Origin of the sequence: Brevibacterium sp. ACRRH (genome assembly GCF_022346365.1) — a bacterium.
In the GTDB taxonomy this organism is placed as follows: domain Bacteria; phylum Actinomycetota; class Actinomycetes; order Actinomycetales; family Brevibacteriaceae; genus Brevibacterium; species Brevibacterium paucivorans.
The window spans coordinates 16,096-39,204 of sequence record NZ_JAKRMN010000006.1 but is presented as its reverse complement, the minus strand read 5'-3'; the positions used below and the strand labels follow the sequence as shown (position 1 = coordinate 39,204).

15 protein-coding genes and 1 tRNA gene are annotated in these 23,109 nt (G+C 57.3%); 6 read left to right on the top strand and 10 right to left on the bottom strand.

Translation table 11 applies throughout. The annotated features are described in order from the left end of the window. The first annotated feature begins 48 nt into the window (after window positions 1–48). On the top strand, window positions 49–822 hold the full coding sequence (hisN, locus tag MHX53_RS07380) for a histidinol-phosphatase (RefSeq protein WP_239271871.1): 774 nt from the start codon (window positions 49–51) through the stop codon (window positions 820–822). Next, window positions 819–2,045 (top strand): aminotransferase class I/II-fold pyridoxal phosphate-dependent enzyme, encoded by a 1,227-nt coding sequence (locus tag MHX53_RS07375; protein ID WP_239271869.1) that lies wholly within the window; start codon window positions 819–821, stop codon window positions 2,043–2,045. The genes hisN and MHX53_RS07375 overlap by 4 nt, the downstream gene beginning before the upstream one ends. Window positions 2,046–2,118: 73 nt before the next feature. Here the strand turns inward: MHX53_RS07375 and MHX53_RS07370 are convergent, their stop codons facing one another. From MHX53_RS07370 to MHX53_RS11800, 5 genes are all read right to left on the bottom strand, one after another. Next, the gene (locus MHX53_RS07370) at window positions 2,119–3,252 is read right to left on the bottom strand and encodes an aminotransferase class V-fold PLP-dependent enzyme (RefSeq protein WP_239271867.1); all 1,134 of its coding nucleotides are present in this window, start codon (window positions 3,250–3,252) and stop codon (window positions 2,119–2,121) included. 36 nt (window positions 3,253–3,288) lie between these two features. Then, window positions 3,289–3,738 carry a GNAT family N-acetyltransferase gene (locus MHX53_RS07365; protein ID WP_239271865.1) on the bottom strand — a complete coding sequence of 150 codons (450 nt, stop codon included), beginning with the start codon at window positions 3,736–3,738 and terminating at the stop codon, window positions 3,289–3,291. A gap of 521 nt (window positions 3,739–4,259) precedes the next feature. Continuing rightward, a tRNA-Met gene (locus MHX53_RS07360) sits at window positions 4,260–4,336 on the bottom strand. A gap of 75 nt (window positions 4,337–4,411) precedes the next feature. Further along, a complete protein-coding gene (locus MHX53_RS07355) occupies window positions 4,412–7,348 on the bottom strand; it encodes a UPF0182 family protein (protein WP_239271863.1) in 2,937 nt (978 codons plus the stop codon). A 12-nt stretch (window positions 7,349–7,360) separates the two neighbouring features. Further along, window positions 7,361–8,437, bottom strand: a complete 1,077-nt coding sequence (locus MHX53_RS11800) for a S16 family serine protease (protein ID WP_239271861.1) — start codon at window positions 8,435–8,437, stop codon at window positions 7,361–7,363. A gap of 179 nt (window positions 8,438–8,616) precedes the next feature. Here MHX53_RS11800 and MHX53_RS07345 point away from each other — a divergent pair, with 179 nt between their 5' ends. Both MHX53_RS07345 and MHX53_RS07340 read left to right on the top strand, forming a co-directional pair. Continuing rightward, window positions 8,617–9,927 carry a zinc-dependent metalloprotease gene (locus MHX53_RS07345; RefSeq protein WP_239271859.1) on the top strand — a complete coding sequence of 437 codons (1,311 nt, stop codon included), beginning with the start codon at window positions 8,617–8,619 and terminating at the stop codon, window positions 9,925–9,927. After that, window positions 9,924–10,475: an NUDIX domain-containing protein gene (locus tag MHX53_RS07340; RefSeq protein WP_239271857.1), complete on the top strand. Its 552-nt coding sequence runs from the start codon at window positions 9,924–9,926 to the stop codon at window positions 10,473–10,475. The genes MHX53_RS07345 and MHX53_RS07340 overlap by 4 nt, the downstream gene beginning before the upstream one ends. Here MHX53_RS07340 and MHX53_RS07335 read toward each other — a convergent pair. Further along, complete coding sequence (locus MHX53_RS07335; RefSeq protein ID WP_102237732.1) at window positions 10,441–10,989, bottom strand: M48 family metallopeptidase; 549 nt, start codon at window positions 10,987–10,989, stop codon at window positions 10,441–10,443. The genes MHX53_RS07340 and MHX53_RS07335 overlap by 35 nt on opposite strands. Window positions 10,990–11,507: 518 nt before the next feature. Between MHX53_RS07335 and MHX53_RS07330 the strand changes: the two genes are divergently transcribed. Continuing rightward, window positions 11,508–12,413: a hypothetical protein gene (locus tag MHX53_RS07330; RefSeq protein WP_102237731.1), complete on the top strand. Its 906-nt coding sequence runs from the start codon at window positions 11,508–11,510 to the stop codon at window positions 12,411–12,413. Here the strand turns inward: MHX53_RS07330 and MHX53_RS07325 are convergent. Both MHX53_RS07325 and nudC read right to left on the bottom strand, forming a co-directional pair. Then, window positions 12,365–14,401, bottom strand: a complete 2,037-nt coding sequence (locus tag MHX53_RS07325; RefSeq protein ID WP_102237730.1) for an ATP-dependent DNA helicase UvrD2 — start codon at window positions 14,399–14,401, stop codon at window positions 12,365–12,367. The two genes, MHX53_RS07330 and MHX53_RS07325, sit on opposite strands and share 49 nt — an antisense overlap. Continuing rightward, window positions 14,398–15,378, bottom strand: coding sequence for an NAD(+) diphosphatase (gene nudC / locus MHX53_RS07320; RefSeq protein ID WP_102237729.1), 981 nt, complete (start codon window positions 15,376–15,378; stop codon window positions 14,398–14,400). Before nudC ends, MHX53_RS07325 begins: the two co-directional genes overlap by 4 nt. A gap of 115 nt (window positions 15,379–15,493) precedes the next feature. On the opposite strand from nudC, the gene MHX53_RS07315 reads away from it, so the two are divergent. Next, window positions 15,494–16,636 (top strand): phosphotransferase, encoded by a 1,143-nt coding sequence (locus MHX53_RS07315; protein WP_239271855.1) that lies wholly within the window; start codon window positions 15,494–15,496, stop codon window positions 16,634–16,636. 14 nt (window positions 16,637–16,650) lie between these two features. Here MHX53_RS07315 and MHX53_RS07310 read toward each other — a convergent pair whose 3' ends face one another. Both MHX53_RS07310 and MHX53_RS07305 read right to left on the bottom strand, forming a co-directional pair. Then, window positions 16,651–19,962: an ATP-dependent DNA helicase gene (locus tag MHX53_RS07310; RefSeq protein ID WP_239271853.1), complete on the bottom strand. Its 3,312-nt coding sequence runs from the start codon at window positions 19,960–19,962 to the stop codon at window positions 16,651–16,653. Then, a complete protein-coding gene (locus MHX53_RS07305; RefSeq protein ID WP_239271852.1) occupies window positions 19,959–23,084 on the bottom strand; it encodes a UrvD/REP family ATP-dependent DNA helicase in 3,126 nt (1,041 codons plus the stop codon). Before MHX53_RS07305 ends, MHX53_RS07310 begins: the two co-directional genes overlap by 4 nt. Window positions 23,085–23,109: the final 25 nt, after the last annotated feature.

Here is a 23,109-nt window from a genome sequence, read left to right as displayed (position 1 = left end):
ATCACAGGACTGGCCCGGGATGGAGCCACTGCACCACGTGGAGGAACCGTGAAAGACCTAGATCTAGCGATCGCTCTTGCCGACGCGGCTGATCACCTGACGCTTGACTCGTTTTATAAGCGCGACTTCACGGTGGAAACCAAACCTGACATGACGCCGGTAACCACGGTGGACCGCGCGGTTGAAGAGAAACTCCGTGAGTTGCTCTCACTGCACGCACCTGAGGACGCGATTGTGGGAGAAGAGTTCGAACCCACCACTGGGTCGGGCACCAGGCAGTGGATCATTGACCCCATCGACGGGACAAAAAACTACGTGCGTGGCGTGCCCGTTTACGCGACCTTGATTTCGCTTTACGACGGTGAAACTCCCCTGCTCGGGGTCGTGAGCGCCCCTGCGATGAACCGCCGGTGGTGGGCCAGTAAGGGCGAAGGCGCGTGGACCACCATGGCACACGACCCAGCCCCCGTGCAGATTCACGTCTCGCAAGTGTCGAGCCTTGAAGACGCGTCATTTTCATATGCGTCCTTGGGCGGGTGGAAGGACCTCGGTAAACGTGAGGCCCTTCTTGAACTGTGTGACACAGTGTGGCGAACACGCGCTTACGGTGATTTCTGGTCGTATATGTTGGTCGCCGAAGGCGCGGTGGACATCGCAGCTGAACCGGAACTCGAAATCTACGACATGGGCGCACTGGTTCCCATCGTGACCGAAGCCGGTGGCACGTTCACCAGCCTTAACGGCACAAACGGCCCGTTCGACGGCAATGCGCTCGCCTCCAATGGGCTCGTACACAGTAGCGCACTGGAGTTGCTTTCGTGAACGAACAGGCACTTCCCTACCGGGTGAGTGAAGCGGCGGGTCTTGTGGACGCCAGCGGCAATATCCGTGGCACCGTGTTTGGTGAAATGAGCGCGTTAGCCACACAGCACGGTGCGATCAATGTGGGGCAAGGGGCACCTTCGAGCCCTACCCCTGATTTCCTCATCGACGCTGTTTCGCACTTCATGCGAGCCGGCATGAACCAGTACGCACCGCCAACCGGGGTGCCGCAACTGCTCGACGCAATCGTGGCTCAGCGTTTCCGCCGGTACAACCACGCTGTCACCCGGGACCATGTATTGGTGACAGTGGGAGCCACGGAGGCTCTCACCTCGGCGATTATGGCCCTGGTGCCCGAGGGCGGAGTCTTACTGACCTTTGAACCGTTCTACGACTCTTACGCGGCGGCCACTGAAATGGCGGGGGCACGGTTGGTGACCGTCCCGCTGGTCTTTGACAACGGGGTGTGGCAGCCGGACTGGGACGCGTTTGAGGCTACGGTGAGCTCTGCCGACGCGGTCTTGCTTAACACGCCACACAATCCCACGGGAATGGTGTTGGGCCGGGACGACGTAGTCCGGATCTTTCAGGCGTGCGAGGACGCAGACGCGTGGCTCATTACCGACGAGGTGTACGAATACCTGGTGTTTGACCCAGCTGAGCACGTGTCAGTCGCGGCGCTGTTCCCGGATTCGCACCGGATTGTCACGGTGTCGTCTGCCGGTAAAACGTTCAATGTGACTGGGTGGAAGATCGGCTGGCTCGTGGCGCACCCGCAGGTTCGTCAGCAGATTCAGGCGCTTAAGCAGTTCTTTTCATACACGTCAGGCACCCCGCTTCAGCCAGCAATTGCCCAAGCGCTCAACGAGCATGAGGATTTCGCTGAGCAGAACCGTGACGCATTGAAGAGGTGCCGGGATGTGCTCATGGATTCTTTGGAGCGCGTGCCCGGGATTACGTTCAATCTTCCGGCTGCCGGTTATTTCACTGTGGTGGATTTTGCTGAGGTCACCGCGCATGATTCGCACGCGTTGAATGAGCTTCTCACCACCGAGTTTGGGTTCACGGGCATTCCGGTGAACCGTTTATGCCGGGCCGGTTCCCCGGTGGCCAAGCGTTTGGCACACGCGCTTCGTCTGTCGTTTTGTAAAACGGAAGACGAAATGCGCGAAGTGGCCACTCGGATTGACCGCCTCGCGCAGAACATGGACGCGTTGAAGTAGGTTGCCGAGGCTGGCCCTGGTTGGGGGTATAACCCCGGTTGAAGCCAGCGCCGCCCCCCCGCTTTCGTTGTGGTTACTGGTTTTCTGCAAACACAGCGTCGAGTGCTGTGGTGAAGCGTTCTACCGCCGTGTCGACGTCGGCCCACTTATCTAGACCGAACAGCCCAATGCGGAACGTCTTCATGTCTGCTGGTTCGTCCACCTGGAATGGCACTCCCCCGGCGACCTGAACACCAGCGCGTGCAAAAGCAGGCACGATGTCGTCACGTTCAGTGTTGACGACAACGACCGTTGGGGATTCAAAGCCAGGCGCGGCAACGGAAGTGAAACCGCGTTCGGTAAGTGCTTCACGGATCCGCGTCCCGAGGTCGTTCTGGCGTTCGCGTAGAACGTCAAGTCCGGTATCGAGGGCTTCTTTCATGAGGCCCAGGTTGTGCTGGATGGTGTCGGTGGGCATGGTGGCGTGGTAGCCGTGTGCTCCGGTGACATAGCCGTCACAGATGTTGGTCCACTTCTTCAGATCCAGTGAGAAGCTAGAGGTTTCCGTGGAGTCGAGGCGTTCGCGTGCGGTTTCTGAGAACATCACGTATCCGCATGCTGGTGAGCCACTCCAACCTTTTTGGGGTGCGCTGACCAGGATGTCTACGCCAGCTTCTTCCATGTTGACCCACAGCGGACCGGAGGCCACGCAGTCGAGGACAAACAATCCGCCTACGCTGTGCGTTGCATCGGCCAGGGCACGCACGTAGTCATCAGGCAGGACCATACCTGCGGCGGTTTCCACGTGGGGTGCGAATACCAGGTCTGGTTTGTTGTCCTTGATGTGAGCTACTACCTGGTCGATGGGTGCTGGCGCGAACTGGTGGTTGCCCACGTGCTGGGCTTTGAGAACATCATGACCCGCAGGGATCTTGCCGGCGTCAAAGATTTGTGACCAGCGGTAGGAAAAGAGCCCGTTGCGCACAACCAGAACGTTTTTGTCGTTGGCAAACTGGCGGGCGACGGATTCCATGGCATATGAACCACCGCCAGGTACCACAGTCGCCGTGTGAGCGTTGTACGTGGAACGCAGGATCTGCAGGGTTTCCTGCATGACGTTCACAAAACGTTTGGACATGTGGTTTAGCGACCGGTCGGTAAATACCACCGAGTATTCGAGAAGGCCACCGGGGTCGACGTCTGGGCGAGGCAGTTCATTAGCAGTCATGACATTCACAATAGTCGTTTATTTCAGTAAAGGAATTTAGGCGAACTTCCGGACCATGTACGCGGCTTCACGACCGTCGGGCAGGCGGTCGATTTCGCCGGTCATGCGGAAGCCTGACCGGAGGTATGCGCCAATTGCCCGCTGGTTTTCTTCAAAAACTCGAAGTTGGATTTCCGTGTATCCCGCGCGCTGGGCTTCTGTGAAGACCGCGTTCGTTAGTGCGTCTACGGCACCGTGGCCACGGTGCGCAGGGTGTACCCATGTGCCGCCGAGGTCGGCGTGACCGTCTCTGACCGCAAACGTTGCGAACCCGATGTCGTGGCCCTGCTTTACACACATGAAGATGGTGAGCGTTTCGAGACGTTCCCGCCATTTTGCTTCGTCTACCTGAGATTCTCGCTCGTATGGTCCGCTAAACGCAGCGGGGGCGTCTTTGAGCGATGCGAGGCGAATTGCACGCACGCGGGACCAATCATCCGGTGTCATGCGGACTATGGAGTGGGTTTGAGCCATTCTAACCCCCAGGGATTCTCGATGTGTGCGTCTTGAGTCTTCGTTGAGCTCCCGAAGCTTAACGTGATTACTTCCTGCACGGCGAGGCAGGAACAGCAATGCACGGTACTCAGATCTAAACACACTGCATTCACCAACGTACACACGCACCGAGGTGGTTCACGCATGGTTGCACCATCGAATACTGGAGGAGTATCGTCGCATTATGAGAGAAATCAAAGGAGAATCTACTCATGAAAGCCCAAAAGCGCCATCGCGAGTAAGCATATGGGCTGTTCTAACTTCTTTCTTGATCCTGTGGGTAACTATCACGGCGGTCGCATTTAGCAGTGGGGCCAACTCCGCCGCATTTGTTATCAGTGCCGTAGCTTTGGTCCCGTTAGTTATCTGTGGCGCTCTAATCGTTCTGCGGGATCACAGACGACACTAGTCACAGCTCTTCGCAGGGGCACGCAAAGCCCGCTTTACCAGATCTCGTAAAGCGGGCTTTGACTTGGTGGCGGGGGAAGGATTCGAACCTCCGACCTCCGGGTTATGAGCCCGGCGAGCTACCTAGCTGCTCCACCCCGCGGCGCACATACAACTATACGTTAAGAACGCGTAACCACCAAACAAACAGCACGTGATCCTCGCCACTCGACGATCACTAGCCTTCACCCTGGCCACCACCAGCCTGCTGGTCTTGGAGTTTTCCGGCTTCGTCGAGCGCCTTACGCAAACGTTCTTGCGCTTCACCGTACTTCTTCCAGTCACCGTCCTTGAGGGCCTGGTCAGCTTCCTTCATGGCGTTACGGGCGTCCTCAAGTGCCTTCTGAAGGTTTGGTTCGCGCGCAGGCTTACCCTTCTCTTCGCCGGCGTCGGCACCACCCTTCTCACCTTCGCTGGCTTCACCAGAAGAGTCCGCGTCACCAGCACGCGCACCGGAGTCTCCCCCGAATACCTGGTCAAGAGCTTCGTCAAGAGTCGGCGCGAATCCGATCTGTTCACCGAACGCCACCAACACACGCTGGAGCACTGGGTACGAAGTTTCACCAGCCGAACGCACATACACCGGCTGGATGTACAACAGACCACCCGCAACCGGCAGTGTCAGCAAGTTACCGTTCTGCACCTTTGACTCACCTTGGCGCAGAAGGTTCAAACTCGACTGAACATTGGGCTCAGTGTTGAAGTTGTTCTGTGCCTGACCTGGACCAGGGAACGTCGTGTTACGCGGAAGCTGAAGCAGACGCAGCTTTCCATAGTCGTCGTGCTTAACACCCTTCTCATTACCCGCGTCCGCATTAGCAGCCAAGAACCCAGTCAGGTTGTTACGCGTCTGACCCTCAGTGGGTCGTGGAATGAAGGACGACGTCAGTGAGAACGCTGGCGCGTCCTGATTCGGCATCTGCAACGTCAAGTAGAACGGCGGCTGCATCAGACGCGACTCTTGATTCACCGTGGGGTCGGTTGGTGTTGTCCAGAAGTCCTGCCCCGTGTAGAACGAGTTGGCATCGTCTACGTGGTAGCGCGTCAGCAAGGAACGCTGCACCTTAAACATGTCTTCTGGGTACCGCACGTGGCTCATGAGATCCCCGCTCATCTCTGACATTGGCTTCACCATGTCAGGGAAGATCTTGGACCATGTTTTCAGCACTGGATCTTCGTCATCCCACTTGTACAGGTTGACTGATCCGTCATACGCGTCAACAGTGACCTTCACCGAGTTACGGATGTAGTTCACCTGCTGCGGAGGCAAGGCCGCCGTAGTGCCTGAACGCTGCGTGTTCGAGTCCTGCGTTGCGTCCTGCAGTACCTGTGGCGTGGAGTATGGGTATTCCTTGGACGTGGTGTACCCATCCATAATCCACTGCACACGGCCGTCGACAACCGCGGGGTACGGGTCACCGTCGATCTGCAAGAATGGCGCAGCCTTTTGCGCACGCTCACGAGGCGAGCGGTTAAACAGAATCTGTGACTCCGAGTTCAGCGCATCCGACAGAACAATCTGTTCGTCTTGGAACTTAATGGCAAACAGCAAGCGGTTAAAGAAGTTGCCCACACTGGGCCCGCCGTCACCCTTGAAGGTGTTGTACACCTGGGCGCCACCGTCTTCGTTGTCAGCGGGGTAGTCAATTTCGCGTGGGTCTGCACCTTCAGGGGCACCGACAATCGAGTACCGAGGTGACCGCTCACCAAAGTAAATACGTGGTTCGTACTCCCCCAGCTCACCGGTAGGTGGAATGTTCGCTTCCAAGAACGCGGGCTGTCCATCGCCACCCTGACGGTTACCGTATGCGGCAACTACACCAAAGCCGTGTGTATAGACAACGGCCTGGTTCAGCCACGACGAATCGGCTTGCGACGCAGGGTTGAGTTCACGGACCGCGATCACCGTGTCCTGCATTTCATCGTTGATGTTGTAGCGGTCAACGTCGAGCTGTTCAGGGAACGAATAGAACGGGCGTTGCTGCTGGATCTGACGGAAGGTATCCGACACCAGATTCGGGTCCAACAGACGAATCGACGCCGCTGTTTGAGCGTCCTCACGCAAAGCACCCGATTTACCATCGGTGGACGGTGAGTACGGAATCACTTCCACATCATCGATCCCATATGCGTGACGTGTGGCGTCGATATTGCGCTGAAGGTATTCCTTTTCCAAGCTCTGTTCTGACGGTTGCACCTGCAACTGCTGCACCGTTGCGGGAAGCGCAATGATCGACACCGCGCCCAGAATCAGCAACATCAGAACAGACACGATCGACAGTTTCCACACGTTTCGGAACGCGTTAGCCGCCATGATCACCGCAACCACGACTGCTGCGATCGCTACGATCAACATCGCCGGAAGCGTAATGTTCACGTCTTTGTACGACGCACCCGTCATCAGACCGCCCGTCGATGTCAGGACGGAGTACCGCTGGAGGAACATGCGAACACCCTGCACCAGGATGAGCAGACCAGCTGAAATCGCGAGGTGGTAGCGCGCTGTTTTCGACACGGTCAGTTTGGAGTCGTCGCCTGGGCGGATTCCTCCCATGAGGTAGTGCGCGATAACGGCTGCGATGAGGGACAGCAACAATGCCATGGCAACGTAGTCTGCGACCGTGCGGAGCAACGGGAAGTGGAACACGTAGAAGCCCAGGTCCATGTTGAACTGAGGATCTTTTTGCCCAAACTCACTCGCGTTGACAAAAAGAAGGGCCTGTTGCCACGCAGCTGACAGCGCTACTCCACCCATGACACCAATAACGGCTGGAACCACGATCGTGACCACCCGGCGCAGCGGCTCGATTGCTTCCCTGTACCTGTCAAGGTTCTCTTGGCGCGGAGACGTTGGGGCGTACACCGGGCGTTTCTTGTGCGCAAGCATCAACGGGAACCAAATGGCTCCTCCCATGATGATCACACCAACAAAAAAGAGAATGATCTTAGCGATCCACTCCGTGGTGAAGACCTGCAGGAATCCAAGTTGCTGGAACCACAGGGCTTCGGTGAAAACTTGCGCGAACACCACGAACAAAACCAGAAGTACAGCTACTGCTCCAAGAGTGAGCAAAAGCGGTGAAGGCTTCTTCGTTTTTTGGCTTGGTGTACTCAACCGTTCTCCTCGCTAACCAGAGCACATGGTGACTGTGCCGATGTCATCGTGTGTGATCGCGTCAATGGCGTCGACTGCCGTATCTAGTGTGTCGACGCGAATCACTTTCATGTCGAGCCCCTTCGCGGCCTTAGCTGCTTCAGCACAGTTGTCCGCTGGGCTCAAAAAGTAATCGTTTCCCGCTTCGTTGGCTGCCACGACTTTCTGCCTGGCTCCACCAATCGGGCGCACCGTTCCGTCTTCGGTGATCTGGCCGGTACCCGCGATGCGTTTCCCATTCGTCATGTCGCCGGGTTCCAGCTTGTCGATGATGGTCAGAGCAAACACCAACCCAGCGCTGGGTCCGCCCACGTCTTCAAGGTTGAACTTCACCTCGATGGGAAAGTCATATTTCGGAGCCAGAACCACGCCCAGCTTGGGCCCGTCGGTCGTGTCCTTAGGCGTGATCTTTTCGTGAAGCTTCTTGCCGCCGCGCTGGATGTCCAGTTCAACTGGGTCACCCATGGCAACCGTGTCCTGCATACGGGCGATGTCTTCAGCGCTGCCCGAAATCTTCTCACCGTTGAGCGCAGTAATAATGTCGCCAGGTTCCACAGCCCCTTCAACTGCCGCGCCTTGCGCCACGCTTCCCACACCCAGTTGTGTTTCGTATTTCTTGCCGAGGTGGTTCAGAGCGGCCGCCACCGCATAGTCTTGCGAGCTTGCCATCTGAGCGTTGTTTTCCTGCGTGACTTGGTCGCGCGTTGTGGTCAGCGGGTAGTAGGCCTCGCTGGGAACGACCGTGTCCTTCTTCTTTACGACCGACCACAGGGCTTGCGATGGGTATACCTGCCTGCCGGGACCACCGGCCACGGCGACGGTGAGCATATCCAAGGTGCCCGAGGTGGGGTAAGTTTTCGCGCCCGAGATAGTAACGACCTCGGTCCCTTCATGCTCACCCAGCGTGTTGAAAACCGGGCCGGGCATTTCAACCAAGTACGGGACAGGAATGAGGGCCGCGATGATAACGAGCCCGTACGTCACGAGAGTGGAAAGAGTTGTTACGTGAAGTCGCTTTTTAGGCGTTTTTGCCTGGGCACTCGTAGTCACGCAACGTTCCTTTCGTTAAAGCACAACTAGTCTAGCCGATTCGCAGGAAACTCTAGACATCGAAGAGCGCCGGCTGTACGTTCGCTCACAACGAAAAACGGTCGAACGCGCCTTCAGCATGGAAGGCTTTTTCAAGTTCGATCGTTACGCTTTTAAACAAGCAAACTAAGGGAGAAACGATGAGCGACAAGGATCGCGACAAAGATTCATCGGGCGATGACCCACTGAACAACCTGTTCGGCATGCTGTTTGGCGCAGGCGGTGCTCAGGGAGGCGCCCAGGGTCAGTTCCCTGCAGGGGGAATTCCGATCGACGGAAACATGCTGTCGTCTATCCTCGGCCAGATTCAGGGACTCATGGGCCAGTCGGGCGGCGCCGGCGATGTCGCACGGCAGACTGCAGCCAGCAAGGTTCCCACCCCGGACCCCAGCGTGACAGACGAAGTCTCGCGCGCTACCCACGACGCGTTCCGTTTGGCTGAACTGTGGCTCGAACGGGTCACCGAGTTCACCACGACTAACGAAGCTCAGAGCCTGACACGCAAGGATTGGGCTACGCAGTCGGTCGAAGGATGGGTGGAAATCGCCCAACCTATTCAGGCGAACATGTCACGCACGTTCACCGAATCGATGTCCGACCAGATTCCTGAAGAAATGCGCCCATTCATGTCGTCAATGTCGTCGATGATGACGAACATGTCAGCGTCGCTCTTTGGGGCACAGATTGGCGAGGCCCTGGGCACGCTGTCCGGAAGCGTTCTCACAGGCACGGATTACAATCTGCCCATTCTTGACGCTCCAGCACTGATCGAATCCAACATATCTGGAGCCTCGGCAGAGCTCGACCTCGATCACACGCAGTTGCGCATTTTTGTGGCATGTGTGGAGCTAGCCAAGCGTGCACTGTTTGCCTCAACTCCGTGGTTGGCCGGCCACATCCGGACCGCGTTTGCCAAGTACGCGTCGAACGTCGAAGTCGATTCCTCCAACATCCACGACATGATGGGCAACATCAACCCACAGAACATGCACGAAGCCACCGAAGAGCTTCGCAACGGCATGTTCAAGCCGGTCTCCACCGAGGAAGGCGAGCAGGCGAAAGAGTCGCTCACCCGCATTGTGTCCACGGTCGCCGGGTGGGCCGATGTCGTGGCGTACAACGCGTGCGAAGCCCTGGAACAGCGCGACGAAATCCGTGAGGCACTCAGGCGCCGTACCACCATGACATCCGACTCAGAGAACGCGTTGAGCCAGCTGATTGGCCTTGACCTTACTCCTACGCGACTGCGCGACGCTGCGGCTCTGTTCACGTACCTTGAGTCCTCGGAAGGCGCGCAAGCACGAGACGCCGTGTTCTCTCACCCTGACGCGCTGCCCACGAACGCCGACCTCGACGACCCACTGGGCTACTCCGAGCGCCACTCAGAGCAGGCACAAACCGAGGACGACATGGACGAAGCCCTGCGTCGGCTCCTCGAAGAAGAATCGTGACGGCTGACCCGCGCATCGCGCACACGGTGCGCACCCTCGCCGAGGTGGTAACCACCTCGGCGATGTCCGTCACCGAATTCGTGTCCAGCAACTCCCGCCCGCTGGACCGTTCCGGCGGACCCGCTCACGTGACGGCAAGTTGCGTGGTCTTCTCCCCCGACTTCACGCGCGTGCTCCTGACCCATCACGCAAAAGGACGGTTCTGGGTGCAGTTCGGTGGCCATGTGGAACCAGGGGATGCCACCGTGCGCGATGCAGCACTGCGCGAAGCACGTGAAGAGTCCGGTGTGCAGGACTTTCCTTGGTTGTCACCTCAGCCCGTTGACGTCCACTCCCATGATCTGCCCGGGGCGTTTGGCGCCTGCGCCACACATCACGACGTTGTGTATGGGGCGGTGTTGAGCCCGGACGCCCACACCCAGGTTTCAGATGAGTCGCTGGACGTGAAGTGGTTCCCCGTCGACGACCTGCCTGACACAATCGTCGATGACCTGCCTCAGCGCCTTCCAGGCCTCATTGAGGCGACTCGTAGTCAATACCTCGGCTGAAGCCTTCGAGGAAGATATCTGCATCGCGCGATCGCGGATACCGCTCCGTGAGCTCACGGAAGCGTGGCCCGTGGTCGCTTTCGCGTAAGTGCGCGAGCTCGTGGACCAGCACCGCGTCGAGCACCCAGTCGGGCACGGCTTGAAGCCTGTGGGACACGCGAATGGAGTTCGATACCGCTGAGCACGAGGCCCAGCGGGAGTTCTGGTTTTCGACCCATTTCACCGACTGTGGCTCGATGTCGTCCTTGAAGTATGCGGAGTTGAGGGTTCGGGCACGCGCGAGGAGGTCCTCATCAGACGCCTCTGTGCCACTTTTTGCACTCAGGCGCGTTAAGAGCTGGGCGATCTGCGCGAGGTCCATGCGCACGTCATAGTGCATGGGCGCCGCCAGTTCCCACCGTCCGCCACTTCGTTTGAGCGTCACGGTTTTCTTGCGACGTGCCGAGTGCTTAACGTGCAGTTCACCTGACTCGATCATGCGCGCTACATCTTGGGCAGTGAAGCTGTTCTTCATAGCAACTAGTTGTAGCAGATGGCATTCAACACGCCGACGCTCAAAAGTTTTTTCATCCACATAGTTGAGCGAGTGTGGAAAGTAGGTTTTCACGGCGCGTTTCGGCTGATAAGCGGGGATTTATATGCCGCTGGCCATACGTTGAAGGCACAGGATTTTTCTTTTGCACACACTGTTGTCCACAGATAATGCACATGCGTACACAGCTGTATTTGAAAATTCCACACGATCTGTGGATAACGAAATTGATCACGGGCAAAGAAAGGTTTAGGTTTTTATCTCAGACTCGCGGAAAACCCGGACTTCATGGCAAGGGGAAGGTCTATGAAGTCCGCGCGCGGCTGCGAGACTCAACGGACGAGGAGACTGTTCGCCTGGGAATTTCCCTGTGGAAAACCCAGTCTGAACGTCTCCTCGTTCGCATGTTTGGAAAAAATATCAACAAGTTATCCACATTTTTCATAAGCCACTTCTTTTCGCCTCTGCCCCTCCATACGCTGAAAGAGGAGGTGAGACGAATGTTGATGTTCAACAGATCGGTGCCACTGGTGTGGCGGTCGTCCTCATGTTTACAAATCGGCATTGACGATCCTGTGCTCATTGATGGTTTGAGCACGGCTGACCGGGAGCTTATCGAGCTCATCAAAATGGGGATATCACCGGAAGTTTTAGCCGACAAAGCATCGCATGTGGGTCTCACCCATGAACGAACAGCGTCACTGTTGAACTTGTTAGAAGAGTCCCAAGCTTTGGTTCCCCGTGTACAGTTACACACCACTCCCGTCACGTATCAGGTCGATGCCGTTGCACACTCACGCCGAGCGAACCCCAGCGAGTTTATGGTGGCGCTGAAGAAGCAGAAAGTCGTGTGCGTAGGACCGTTGGCGCCTGAACTTTCCAAGCTTCTGTCTGCGTGTGGGTTCAACGTCACATCTGCCACATCTTTACTCCAGGCGAAGGTGCGAGACGGGTCGATTGTGGTTCTTACGTCGGTGTGGGTTCCGGATCTCATGGGAGCCCGCTCATTACACGACTCAGGGACGCAACATGTGAGCGTCTGTGTACAGCAGGAGCAGGCCACTGTCACTCACGTGGTCTGCCCCAGTCTCACTCCGTGCATTACGTGCCTGACGCATTACATCATCGATGTCGACGACGACTGGATGACCGGATGGCGTGGTTTACGCGAGCAAGCACCTTCTGCCCGCCGGGTAGATCCGTTACTTGCATGGTCGTCGCTTGTCACGTGCGCACGTGTGCTTCGTGAGTATGTGCTACAAGATTTCACGATCCCGCACACACACCGTGTGGATTTGGCAGGCGACGTGTCTACGTCGGTTGCCCAGTTTCACACCGCGTGCGACTGCCGTGTGGCTCAAGTGCTCGAAGACCTCACGGCTTCGAGTATGTCGTCTCCAAACTGACCCAGCTTCACCGGGCCAATCCCAGATACTTGCCCCAATTCATCGAGCGATTGTGGGCGTGCCTGAGCAATCGACATCAACGTTGCCGTGGTGAGCACCATGTATGCAGGTACGTCGAGTTCCCGAGCCGTCTGCGTACGCCATTCCTTGAGCGTATTCACCATGTTTTCGTCAACGGCCTGACTACATTCGTGACACACTCTGTTTCGCCGCTCTTGCGCACTCACGAGCGCATTTCCACAGCCGCATGCACGGGTCGACGACGCTCGGGCTTGCTGCCGTCGTTCACGTTGAGTAGGAGTATGGCCCCGCATTTCGCCGATGAACCGAGACGGCTTCCTGGTTGACTGCGCACTTGCCTGACGGGCTTGAGACCAGCTCACAGTCAGCGTGTCTTGTGCTCGCGTCACTGCCACGTAGAACAGTCGCCGTTCTTCAGCCACCGCCAAAGGCGTTGACGCATACGAAATAGGCATGAGTCCTTCTGACATTCCCACAAGATAAACGTGTGGCCACTCCAGACCTTTTGCCGCGTGGACACTGGCCAAGGTGACGCCTTGCACGCTGGGCGCGTGCTGAGCCTCGGCTCGTTGCTCAAGCTCAGCAACAAACTCACTGAGCGGAACCGGCATGTCGCTGTCCTGTTGCATCTGTTTGGCTAGGTTCACTAAGGCGTTGAGTGACTCCCACCGCGCACGCACTGCACCGTGGACGCGCGGGCCCACTTCTTGCCAACCCAACGTCGTTAACAGATCAGCGACAACCGTATCGAGCTGACCAGTTTTTCCTTGCGACATGTTTGCTCGTAAGAGCGCTCCGGCCTGACGGATTTCGGGTCGCGCAAAAAACTGCTCGCCACCACGGACTAAATAGTGGATTCCGTGTTCATCGAGGGCGTGTTCAAAAGCGGGGCTTTGGCCGTTGGTTCTGAAGAGAATCGCGATATCGCTTGCGGGTACCCCACTGCTGATCTGTGCCGCAATACGCTGTGCGACGCCTGTGGCTTCGGAAGCGTCGTCGGGGTATTCGTGGAACGTGGGTGCGACTCCCCCGCTACGTTGTGGCTGAAGAACCATACGGTTCCTGCCCGTGTGGGCAAGTACCTTGTTCGCTGCCTCAACGATGGGCGGTGTGGACCGGTAGTTACGCACTAGCGAAATAGTCCGGGCTTGCGGCAACACGTTGCCTAGGTTCATCAAGTAACTGTCTCGAGCTCCAGCGAACGTGTAGATGGTCTGTGCCGGGTCACCTACGACGCACAGACTGTCACGTTCTCCTAACCAGTTTTTCAACAGTTCGTACTGGATAGGCGAAACGTCTTGGAATTCGTCTACGACGAAGTGCCGGTACTGCTGGTGAATCTTTGCCGCGATGTGGGGTGTGCTCGCCATGACACCGGAAAGGATCAACAGCACATCTTGATAGTCGATGAGCCGATTGGTGGTTTTGTGGTCGGCGTAGGCGCGCATGATCGCGACCATAGCCGTGGTATCGATCCCGGGCGGAAGTTCACGCGACTGTGCGAACTGCGGATAGTCGTCTATACCTACAAGGTTCACGGCCGCATACTCCAGCTCCGCGGCGACGTCGCGAATCGTCTCGCGTTCAGGCTCAATGCCAAGCTCTGACAGGATCCTTCGTAACGGACCAAACTTGCCGTCCATGAGTTCAGGAAACGGCCCTTGCGCGAATTCCGACCAAAAGTACCGCAACTGTCTGAGCGCCGCAGAGTGAAACGTGCGCGCTTGTACCTGAGGAACACCCAATCCACGGAGCCGGGAACGCATCTCACCCGCCGCTTTCGCGGTAAACGTCAGCGCAAGAACATGCTGAGCCGGCAATTGCCCAGTGTGGGCACCGTAGGCAATCCGGTGCGTAATAGCGCGCGTCTTACCCGTTCCAGCTCCAGCGAGCACAACGAGCGGTCCACCTTCGTGGGTAACGACTTCACGCTGTTCCGGGTCGAGGTTATCGAGTAGTTCGCTCACGCACTCATCCACCTCTCCAGCATTTGCCCCGCAATCGACACCTGCCCGGGGACAGAGATTGCCCCCGCTTCGATCTCCCGTTGCAGCTCATCGCGAGTAAACCAGCGCACTGTCCGCATTTCATCAAAGTCAGCGCACGCGTCACGGGACTGTGCGCGGGCAAAGAACCCCAACATCAGCGAACATGGAAACGGCCACGGTTGCGACCCCACATACACTGGGTCTTCACAGATCACACCCGCTTCCTCACGGACCTCCCTTACCACTGCCGCTTCAAGCGTTTCGCCTGGTTCGACAAATCCCGCGAGCAGTGAGTACCGCCCTTTTGGCCACATGACATTGTTGCCAAGCAAGATCCGTTCGGTCCCGTCGTGGTCAGTGTGAATGACCGCCATGATGACGGCAGGGTCGGTCCGGGGAAAGTGTTCACTGCCCGTGCTGGTGTCGGTGCGTACCCATCCCCCCGCCGAGGTCGTCGTTGGCTTCCCATTACGCGGTGAGTGAGTGTGGGTACGGTGCCAGTTACCCACCGCGACGAGGGCCGTGGCCAATCCGGTATCTGTTTCCGAAAGGTCCAATGCGATGGTCCTTAAGTCAAACCACACCGGGTCCGTTACATGAATGCTCTGGGCCGGCGCGTCCAAGTAGTCCTCAGCGGACGCCCCCGGCCGGTTGAGGTGGTCGTCGATACGGGTCTTCGTTTCATCGTCAATTTCAATTCCGACGACGTCGCCCGCACCCGTTTCTCCCAGGTAGATCCGGGTTCCCGTCATGGCGAGCTGCTCGACGTCAGCGGCCGAGAACCGGTGGAGACCACCCGCGGACACCAGCAGATAACCGCGGTGCGAACACACGATGCGGGTACGAGACCGGGCCAGCACCTCGGTCAGCGAACCATCTGCACCACGCGCACGGTGGTTCCTCCACACATCGGAGCGCGCGAGACTCGCAGGCGTGATCGTGTACGAGTTCTTCATTGTGCGCCCCTTTCAATCCACGGTGTGGTACCTGTTGTGATCAACCCTAGCGAAAGGGTCTGACACACCTTTTCGGCACAGCGTGATCGCTCGCAGGTGCGGGTACATTGGAAGAGTGGATACGGTATACCTTCGCATGATTGCAGCGGCCCATTCGATCCTCGAGCAGTTCACTCCAGACAAGTGGATGCCTCTGGATGATCCGCGAGGACCCCGATTGCTGATGTCGCAAGGTGACACCTCGTACACAGTGTCCCTGTGGGATGAAAAGCAGGCCGTAGACGCAGGTGCCAGCGATGTCGCTTCGGCAGTTTTGCGATCGGTTCTGCCCAAAGACGCTCCGTTTACGGTTCCACGCACCGTTGTTTCGCAGTCTTTTTCCGCCGGTGAGCTCACAGATACCCGCACCACTCTGGTCGTCGCGGACCCGCTGCCCGGCATTCCCGTGTCGACCCAAGACTTTGTCGAGCAACCCTCGCTCATCGAGTCGCTCGCGCGCACCCTGGCCATTTTGCACAGTTGCGATGCTGGCGCAGTTGCCGACTCAGGGCTGGTAGCGAAGGAACCACAGGAGACTCGCGAACAGCTGTTGGACAACCTTGACCGTGCGGCAAGCACTCGCAAGGTACCTACCCCGCTCTTGGAAAGGTGGGAGCGGGTGCTGGAGACCGCCTCGGCGTGGCACTTCCTTCCCGCCCCCGTCCACGACGCAATCGACGTAGACGCTCTTCGTTGCGACGGCGCGCAGATCGTCGCCCTCACCGATGTTCACCGCCTTCGCGTGGGCGACCCGGCCGTCGACCTCGCGGCTGCGGGCGCGCTCCTGTCCCCCAACAGTTTTGAAGAGTTCCTCGAGCACTACGCCACGCACCGGGAAGTCGACGACCCCGGTCTGCGTCAGCGCATCGACCTGATGAACGAATTTGTCATGGTGGAGCTTCTTTTGACTGCAATCGACAGCGGTGACGCGCAAAGCGTGGATGAGGCTGCGCAAATGTTACGGGATTTCGCCGAGGTCGTTGCCCCTGACGAGGTGACCCACCGCCCTGCTGACGAAGATGAGTTCCGCCCCGCAAGTGCGGGAGTCGCTGTCAGTGGCACCGACAGCGACAGTGCCGAAAACGTTGCCACCACCGACATTTCCACGGACGCTCCCACGGTTGTTCCGTCGGTGGGCCCGGCGGATCGTCCCGCTGTCGATCCCACGGCCGACCCTGACGACGAGGACTCTATCCCCACCAACCGGATCGACACGTAGGGACCCTTCAGCGTTTACGGTGCTTGGTCGAGAATTCCCTCGATGTCGAGACTGGGTAGAGTATCTGGCGCGAATGTCTCGTCGCTTCCTACAAAGTAAAACTCTGCACCCACCTCGCAACCTGCGTATTCCGGTAACTTCTGTACCGCTTGAACGTAGATCGCGAGCTGCGTGGCCATGGTGTCAAGAATCTCTTCTGAAGGTTTCTTGCCCGTTTTCCAGTCGACGACCGTGACGCGATCGCCGTCCTTAAAGACAGCGTCGATCTTGCCGGGCACCTTGCGCCCGCCCAGCTCCAGCTCAAACGGCAACTCAACTGCGTGCGGCACCCGGTTGGCATAGTTCGACCCTTCAAATGTGGAAACGAGTGAGTCGAATCGTTTCCGCACACGCTGTGGAAGAGCTTTCCGCATGTGGGCTTCGTGAATGTCGGTCAGGGCCGACTGCCCATAGTGCTGTTCGACCCATGCGTGAAAAGCGGTTCCCAGCGCCGCGTATTCACTGGGCTCTTGAGGCATTGGACGCTGGATTTCACGCATATACGCGTCTGCGTCAGCACGGTACTTTACTACGTCGGTGGTGGACATGCGCTGTGGAGTCCGAGGTGGTTGTGGTCTTGCGTCGCTCATGATCTTCTGAACACGGGCGACAACCCGGTGGAAACCCTCATCGCCGGAGTCCGGCGTGGCGCTGAGGTCCAGTGGCACCTGCTGGCGAACAAAATCACGTGTGCGACTCTGCTTCTTGTGCTCCGTTTCAGAGATCACGGCCGGCCATTGCACTTCAACTGGAGTGTTCTCCGGAGCTTCCGCATCGCATTCAGGGATCTCGATTCTTGCTCCTGCTTGGTTGAGCACAGTAATCGCTTCAGTCAAGAAGGGCGAAAGCTGATTAGCCGACTTCCGGTGTCCCCAGTAGCTCGCGCCCAACCACAGTTGTTGTTTTGCGCGTGTAACTGCTACGTATGCCAAACGCCTTTCTTGCCGCCGGTGATAAAGCGCAATCTGGTCTCTCAGCGGTAGCTCGGAGTGTCCGACGTTCGAAGCGTCGACAAAATCTTCAATGTCTTCTTTGTCTGCTTCAGTTTCGTCGAACAGGTTCTTCATATCCGACACTGAAGTGTGTGCCCTCTGCGCTAAATCCAGGCGTGGAAGTTTCGTGGCATCACCACGCAATGGATATGGAAGTTCACCCAGGGCAAGCCATGCCCTGTAGCTCCGAGGCTTAGTAGGCAGGTCTCCCGTTGTGAGGAACGGAAGTGCCACCGCGTCGAACTCCAAACCTTTTGAGGCATGCACCGTCATGATGGTCACGGCTGATGGATCCAGTGACTCGGGTGGCGACGATATGGCGTCGTGTTCGTTCGCCAGTTCAAGCCAAGCCAGGACTGCAGTCATGCTAGCCATGGGATTGCGTGCGACGTAGCTGGATACCGCCGAGACGAATGTATCGATGTTTGCTCGGTGCGAATCAGCTCGTTCCGTTGGCAGTGACGCTAGCTCATAGGACATGTCGAAAACTCGGATGATCGTGCGAATCATGTGGATGACTCCCCCATGGTTCTTGCGTACATCGCGGAGCTTGTGTGCCAAGCTACGCAACCTCACATTGGCTGCCTCTGATAGTTCCGCATACTCACGGTTAGCAAAGCTGTCGACGCATTCGATCGCTGTCAGTGGAGTCGCCGGGGCTTCAGCGTTTGCGTTCTTTACAAGTGAGTTGAATGTCCGGAGGTCGTGGGCGCCTAATGTGCAGACTCGTCCCGTTAGAAGACGCATCAGGTGTTCCACAGCGTGAGGATCAGAAGCGACGTTGAGGATAGCAACGATATCGGCGACAAACGGATCGTCCATTCCACCACCGTCGCCCACAACCTGCACATCGAATCCTGCAGCGGTCAGGGCCTGAGCCACCGGGGCAAAGTGCATGCGTTTGCGGACCAGAACGGCACGGTGACCCTCGCGATCGCGCATCCATTCGACCAGGTTTTCCAGTTGGTCGCTCACATACGTGGGGTGAGCTTTCCCTTGTGTCACGCTCACTTCAATGTTCCCCAGAGGTGACGTGACTTCGTTGTTTACTGTGATGGGTTTAAGACGTGTGTCTTCTGAGTCTTCTGGAAGCCGCCCTGCGACCGCGTTGGCAACGGAGAGAACTCGCTGCGAGTTTCTAAAGCTGGTGGTCATTGTGTATGACGCAGTATCGTGCCCAGGGCTCGCGAAGTCGCGCGGGAACCCTTCGATATTCAGTTCGGATGCTCCACGCCATGCATAGATTGACTGGCGCGGGTCGCCCACAGCGGTAATGGGAAGGCCAGCGAACAGGGTCTTCAACATTTTGACCTGGCTGTCGGAGGTGTCCTGGTACTCATCAAGAAACACCACTTTCCATTTAGCACGTTCGCTGTGAACGATGTTTGGGTCAGCCTTCATTGCTTGATATGCAAACGACACTTGATCAGAGAATTGCATTGCGCGCTTCTCTTTCTTTAGCGCAGCGAACGCGCCCAGAAGGTGCGCGAGTCGTTTCTTGTTCCGCACATCAGCAATTGCAGGACAGATCCCGAGGGTCTCAAGGAGAGTGAAAACTTGTTCTGTGACATCTTCTGGCCAGAGCTGGCCAGGCGCGTCAAGGTAGGAGGCTGTTAGTTCCCGTAAGAAACTGCTGTAGTCTTCTTTCTCTTGTGCACCGATGCTTCGCTTGTTCTTTATTGTCGCTATGCAGTCGTCAATAAACTCACTATTAAGGAATGCGTAGAGACACCGGTTCAGATACGTGATGATGTCTTCAGGCGAGCACAAATGCTCATTGGCTTGGCCGGAAAGGTGGATGAGTTCCTTGACCAGGCTCGACCGCGATTTTCCAGGCGGAATGAAGTCTGGGTGAGCGGTTGCAACGACCTGATCTGCTAGTTCAATAGCACTGGCATCGTCAAGGACTTGGGTATCCGGTTCGACCCCAATCGTGGCTCCGTACTCACTTGTCAAACCAGATGCAAAAGAGTTGTACGTCTGAATGGTAGGCATCTCGGTGCTTGGCGCAGTGTTTGTGTTCTTGGAGCGGAACTTGGCGAAGTGAGACGAAATTTTTTCGCTCATCTCACCGGCTGCTTTATTCGTAAACGTGAGCCCAATAATTTGTTGGGGTTCCACGAGTCCATTTGCAACCAGGTAGAGCACGCGTTGAGACACCACCGTGGTTTTGCCTGACCCGGCCCCCGCGATGGTAATTCCCGGCGTGAGGTCAGACTCAATGATTCTGCGTTGTTCTTCGGTAGGGCTGGGTAAATCCAGAATCTGTGCAAGATCCGCGGCAGTGTATTTCATGATTCCTCACTTTCGCCCAGTGCAAATGCTGGGCAGGACTGAGTAAACGCACATGTGCGACACGCTTCATCCGACGGTGTTGCGGCAAACGTGTGTGTGCGTGCTGAACGAACCAAGTTCTCAATCGTTTCGACGGTTGTGTCATACACGTCGGTACCCCGTATGGACTTCTGTTCACGCACATTCGAAGGAGTTTTGCCTTTGCCTGCCGATTTGCGCGGGTAGACCAGTTCACCGCCTGCGCTTTGGGTAATGCCTCGAATGGGCTTGCCGTCATCGATGAAAGTAGCTGAGCCTGATTCGATCGCAACTTGGTACGTTGCAAGTTGTGGATTCTCTTGAACACTGTTTTTAGAAGGAACTGTCTTACCAGTTTTAAAGTCGACGATGTACGCGGCCCCGTCCGGGGTTTTTTCCAAACGGTCAATCCGCCCGCTCACCCGCGCCGACCCTAACGGCACATCGAGGTCAGACCTGACAACGACCTCGGCCGCCACAAACCCTTTATCCTCACGTTTCTTGAGGTACTCGTTCAGGTTCTCAACCGTGGCGCATCCATCGGCATATTCGCGTTGGCGTTCCCATTCGGAATCGAAGCTGAACTCCTGAAACTTCTCATCGAAGAGATTCAGCATGTCGGCAAGTCCCCCGTGTGGGTACGTCTGTGCGATTTCGTGGATGAGATTACCGAACGCCTGCGGGTACGTGTCGATGGTCTGCGACGAGTTCTGGTTAAAGAACCACTTGAGCGGACACTGGGCGTACGTTTCTACTTGTGACGGAGAAATGCGCACCGGCTCGTGAGCTGGAAGCGCCGGAAGCTCAGAACTGGGGCTGAGCCACCACGTGTTGGGGTCTGCTGCCCCCACCCCGCAGCCGTGCAGGGCTTGAAGTAACTGCGCCCATGGTCGTGCGGCGTCTTCGTCGCCCTCTTCAAGCGCCTGGTTCACCTGCAAGCGGGCGTAACCTGCGATTTCGCTCAACGTGCTGGGCAATACATCTGGTTTCTCTGCCCAATATTGGGACGTCCACTCCATGCCTTGAATAGCTGTAAAGAGAGGACTGGGGAGCTCACCATGCCCGTTGATCGCAACCACCACAGCTTGAGTGCGCGCACGGCTGAGAGCAGCGATAAACAGCTTGCCTTCGTCGCGAATGGTTTCGCGACGCCTGACGAGGAAGTCGTGTTGTGAAAAGTTGTCCGCAGACAGTTCTTCCTGCGACGCAGGGTCTTTGAGTGCCCGTATCAACTGTGGGGTCTTGAAGATAGTTCCGCGAACATTGGGATTTGGCCACACGCCTTCTTGTACGTCAGTCACGATCACCGTGTCGAAACTGGTGTGGGCAACGCCTGCGGGTGTCGTGACCGTGACGATGTCGTTGAGCGCCGTGTGCGCCAAGGAGTCTTGCGCAAATTTCTGCGACATGACTTTCATTGCAAAGTCACGCCCTTTCACCTGCCCCGTTGCGCCTTCGTTGAGCTTGTCAGCTAACGCTAGCAACCGGATCACGGAATCGAGGTAGGCAGAATGATGGCCGGAGGGGTTGTGTAGAGCTTTTTCCTGCCACTCATGGGCAACCCCTGCTGCATTCCACACTTCCCACACGGCGTACTGCGCTAGTTCGTCTGCTGATTTCTTTGCCGCTTCCACCATGCGCTTGGCGCGTTCAACCGGAGCTGGGAGTTCTTGTGTTGTTTCCAGTGCCCACTCCATGAGAGTCTCGAGCGGACCTTCCAAGCCGGAAAGCTGGGCGAGTTCACGCTGCAACGAGCGAAGGGTGAGTGCGTCTAGTCCCCCATATGCACCAGTCACACAGGCAGTTGCGACCTGGGGCCAGTCTGCAGAATCAGGGCTCAAGCTTAAGACTTGAAGAAGCGGTAGCGTGGCCGGATCGCTGCCCAAAGCACGGGCGGGTGTCCGCACAGGAATTCCAGATGCGGCCAATTCTTCGCTCAGCTGCGCAGCCGAGGAGGCGCGACGCGTCACAACCGCAATGTCGGCAAACGGCACACCGTCTTGGTGACGGTCGTAAATCATCGCGGCGATCTTTCGCGCGGCGTTCGACCCCGACGAACACTCACACGTAAACACCTGGGACGATCCATCCGCGCTTCCCTGAGGTGCCATGTATCCCAGCGCATGGACGGGATCGGCTGAGCTACGCATGAGCGAATCAACCGTGCGGGTAATGGCCCCTGCTCCGCGAATGTTGGAGTCGCGTGGGTCTAAAACTATGTCCGTGTGGACTCCGAGCTGATGACGCCCTGCAAAAACGTCGCCGCTGGCACCACGGAAACTCTGGGTGGCCGAATCCGGTGAACAGGTGAGTGCGAAACACACGCCGCGTTGGTACAAGGCGCGCAGGAATCCTAAGGCTGAGTCCGGAAAGTCCTGGACACTGTCGCACAAGATCCATGCCGGAAGTATCTCTGGCGCAAAATCCCACGTACTTCCCGGGACGACGCTCGATTCTTCGACAATGTGCTTTGCCTTGGTAAACACCGCCGAGGTGTCTACCGCACCGTCTCCCCAAAAGGTGAGAAGCTCTTCGTACTCGCGCCCTATAAAGGAGAGCACTTCCCATTCGGGCCGGTTGTGAGTGCGGGCGAGCTCAATGATGTGGTCATAGGAGAAGTCGTGGCCCATGATCTCCGAAATCGAGTCACGCAACTGGGTTCGAAACACATCGGTGTGTGCGAGTTCAGTGGTCATCGACGTGGTCCACGTAGGCTCTGCGACTGTTCCGTCAAAGTACCCTTGGAGCTGCTCAGTTAAACGCACATCCTGATCTGCACCTGAAATGAACAACGCCGGGACTCCCGTGGTTGTAGCCGTGTGCGCAGCGACGATTCCAAAAGCATACGAGTGAACCGAACGTGCAGTTGCGGATGAGCGGACAGGAGACTTCAGCTCATCTCGCAAACCGTCTGCGTGTTCACGGTTGGGAGTGAGCACAAGCACGGAGTCGGCGTTCCTACTTTCTGCCAAACGCGCGAAACTGTCCTTCACCACGGTGCTTTTACCTGACCCTGGAACTCCCACAACTCCTATGGAATCTCCACGGCTCAGACCCTCGACGACAGCGTCAGTCGCAGTGCGTAGGCTCAAAAATTCCTTCATGTAACCATTCCAACACGAGGCACTG

Bases quoted from the DNA above. Each gene is read 5' to 3' on its own strand.
- nudC (WP_102237729.1), bottom strand. From the start codon at position 15,378: ATGAAGAACTCGTACACGATCACGCCTGCGAGTCTCGCGCGCTCCGAT.
- MHX53_RS07310 (WP_239271853.1), bottom strand. From the start codon at position 19,962: ATGAAATACACTGCCGCGGATCTTGCACAGATTCTGGATTTACCCAGC.
- MHX53_RS07305 (WP_239271852.1), bottom strand. From the start codon at position 23,084: ATGAAGGAATTTTTGAGCCTACGCACTGCGACTGACGCTGTCGTCGAG.
- MHX53_RS07345 (WP_239271859.1), top strand. From the start codon at position 8,617: ATGAGCGACAAGGATCGCGACAAAGATTCATCGGGCGATGACCCACTG.
- MHX53_RS07330 (WP_102237731.1), top strand. From the start codon at position 11,508: ATGTTGATGTTCAACAGATCGGTGCCACTGGTGTGGCGGTCGTCCTCA.
- MHX53_RS07335 (WP_102237732.1), bottom strand. From the start codon at position 10,989: ATGAAGAACAGCTTCACTGCCCAAGATGTAGCGCGCATGATCGAGTCA.
- MHX53_RS07365 (WP_239271865.1), bottom strand. From the start codon at position 3,738: ATGACACCGGATGATTGGTCCCGCGTGCGTGCAATTCGCCTCGCATCG.
- MHX53_RS07370 (WP_239271867.1), bottom strand. From the start codon at position 3,252: ATGACTGCTAATGAACTGCCTCGCCCAGACGTCGACCCCGGTGGCCTT.